Source organism: Pseudomonas sp. P4_C3, assembly GCF_056402075.1.
This window is the reverse complement of the sequence record NZ_JBFUIC010000469.1, coordinates 1-2525: the sequence shown is the minus strand read 5'-3', so window position 1 is coordinate 2525 and position 2525 is coordinate 1. Positions and strand designations below refer to the sequence as shown.

2 protein-coding genes and 1 rRNA gene are annotated in these 2525 nt (G+C 58.0%); 2 read left to right on the top strand and 1 reads right to left on the bottom strand.

The genetic code is table 11. From position 1 onward, the window contains the following. Together rrf and mrdA are read left to right on the top strand one after the other, a co-directional pair. Positions 1-90: ribosomal RNA gene (gene rrf, locus AC1DVH_RS29435) — 5S ribosomal RNA — on the top strand; the annotation flags it as partial. Between the two features lie 185 nt (positions 91-275). After that, positions 276-2168, top strand: a complete 1893-nt coding sequence (gene mrdA / locus AC1DVH_RS29430; RefSeq protein WP_477756748.1) for a penicillin-binding protein 2 — start codon at positions 276-278, stop codon at positions 2166-2168. A gap of 36 nt (positions 2169-2204) precedes the next feature. On the opposite strand, the gene AC1DVH_RS29425 is transcribed toward mrdA, so the two are convergent. Continuing rightward, the coding region (locus AC1DVH_RS29425; RefSeq protein ID WP_477756747.1) for a glycosyltransferase at positions 2205-2525 on the bottom strand (321 nt) is incomplete at its 5' end.

The following is a 2525-nucleotide window of genomic DNA, read 5'->3' as shown; positions in this document are numbered from 1 at the left end:
ACCTGATCCCATCCCGAACTCAGCAGTGAAACGATGCATCGCCGATGGTAGTGTGGGGTTTCCCCATGTGAGAGTAGGTCATCGTCAAGATTAAATTCCGAAACCCCAATTGCGAAAGCAGTTGGGGTTTTGTTTGTGCGCTCGAAAAGCAGGGCGAGCTTTTTAAAAAAAATCACACAAACCTGACTCCACGGTTTTGCTATGGTGCAGCTCATTTTTAATGGACTGAGTTTGCGCCCACGGATCGGCATTCCTTTCAATGAGTTGCTGCACAAGTGCCTGAACCGATACCGATCAAGGACCACGAAAAAGAGACACGCCTGGTCAACAAGAGACTCATGGCCTGCGCCTTGTTCGTTGCCGCTGTCACCTGTGCGCTGGTAGTACGCCTGTACGTCCTGCAAGTCGTCGAATTCGACTATCACTCGACCATCTCCGAAAACAATCGCGTTCATGTCCTGCCGATTACGCCTACCCGCGGATTGATCTATGACCGCAACGGTGTACTCCTCGCTGACAACCRTCCCAGCTTCAACCTGACCATCACCCGCGAACGTGCTTCCAATGTCAGCGAAGAGCTGGACGAAGTCGTAAATCTCCTGCACCTGCCCGCTGAAGACCGCTCGCAGTTCGACAAGGTGATGAAGCAGGCTCGTCACCCCTTCGTACCCGTGACGCTGTTCTATGAACTGACCGAAGAGCAGATTGCCATTCTCGCCGTCAACGAGTTCCGCCTGCCGGGCCTTGATGTAGAGCCGCAGTTCGTTCGGCACTATCCATTGGGCGAGCACTTCGCTCATTCGGTCGGCTACGTCGGACGTATCAACGAGAAAGAGTCAAAGGCTCTGGATACGGTCGAGTACCGAGGCACCCAATCCATCGGCAAGACCGGAATCGAAAAATTCTACGAGGCGCAACTGCACGGCCATGTCGGCTATGAGGAAGTCGAAACCAATGCCCAGGGCCGCGTGCTGCGAGTGCTCAAGCACACTGACCCGGTGCCAGGCGAAAACATTGTCCTGAGCCTCGACGTCAAGCTGCAGGAAGCCGCCGAGCAAGCCCTGGGCGATCGCCGTGGCTCGGTGGTCGCGCTGGATCCGTCGACCGGCGAAGTATTGGCCATGGTCAGCAACCCGAGTTTCGATCCGAATCTGTTCGTCACCGGTATCAGTTCCAAGGAATACTCTTCGCTACGGGATTCCATTGATCGGCCGCTGTTCAATCGTGTCCTGCGTGGTCTCTATGCCCCGGGTTCGACCATCAAGCCGGAAGTGGCAATCGCTGGCCTCGATGCAGGTGTCGTCACGCCACAGACCCGTGTGTTCGACCCCGGTTATTACCAGCTACCGGATTTCGATCACAAGTACCGCAACTGGAACCACAGCGGCGATGGTTGGGTGGATATGGATGCGGCGATCATGCGTTCCAACGACACCTATTTCTATGACCTCGCACACAAGCTCGGTATCGATCGCCTGCACGACTACATGGCCATGTTCGGGCTGGGGGAGAAAGTCTCCCTGGACATGAATGAAGAAGCCCCTGGGCTGATGCCATCCCAAGCCTGGAAACGCGCCACCCGCCGTCAGGCCTGGTTTCCGGGCGAGACGGTGATTCTCGGCATCGGCCAGGGCTACATGCAGGTCACGCCGCTGCAGTTGGCTCAGGCGACGGCGCTGATTGCCAACAAAGGCGTGTGGAATCGCCCGCACCTGGCCAAAACCGTGGACGGCGTCGCGCCGTTGGATGAACATCCGATGCCGAATATTCTGCTCAAGGATCCGCGCGACTGGGAGCAGGTCAACCATGGTATGCAGATGGTGATGCACGATGCCCGCGGGATTGCCCGGGCCGCAGCGGCAGGGGCGCAGTATCGTATCGCCGGCAAGAGTGGTACCGCGCAGGTGGTGGCGATCAAGCAGGGCGAACGTTACAACCGGGAGAAAACCCGCGAGCGTAACCGCGACAATGCCTTGTTCGTCGGTTTCGCCCCGGCCGAGCACCCGAAGATCGTGATTTCGGTGATGATCGAAAACGGCGAGGCGGGTGGCCGCGTCGCCGGACCGGTCGTCCGGGAGATCATGGACGCCTGGCTACTCGATCAGGACGGGCACCTGAAGCCACAGTACGCCGCGCCGAGCAAGGTGCCGGGCGATCCTCACGTCTGAGCCCACATGGCTTCATAGCACAGGCATCACGGATGCTCATGCGTAGGCGAGGGCTTTTTCTTCCAGCAGTTCCTCATACAAGGCCGCCCATTTGCGACCCATTTCGTCCGCGGTAAACAGATTTTGATAGCGGGCCTGCGCCTTCTCGCCCATTTGCGCCGCCAGCAGCGGGTTTTCCCAAAGCGTGCGCATCGCCTCACGAAACGCCAATGGATTGCTCGGCGGCACCACCAGCCCGGTCTCGTTATGGATGTTGATGTAACTGGTGCCAGTGCCAATCTCACTGGAGATCATCGGTTTGCCATACATCGCGCCTTCAAGCAGCGAAATGCCGAAGGCTTCGGAGCGCAGGTGTGA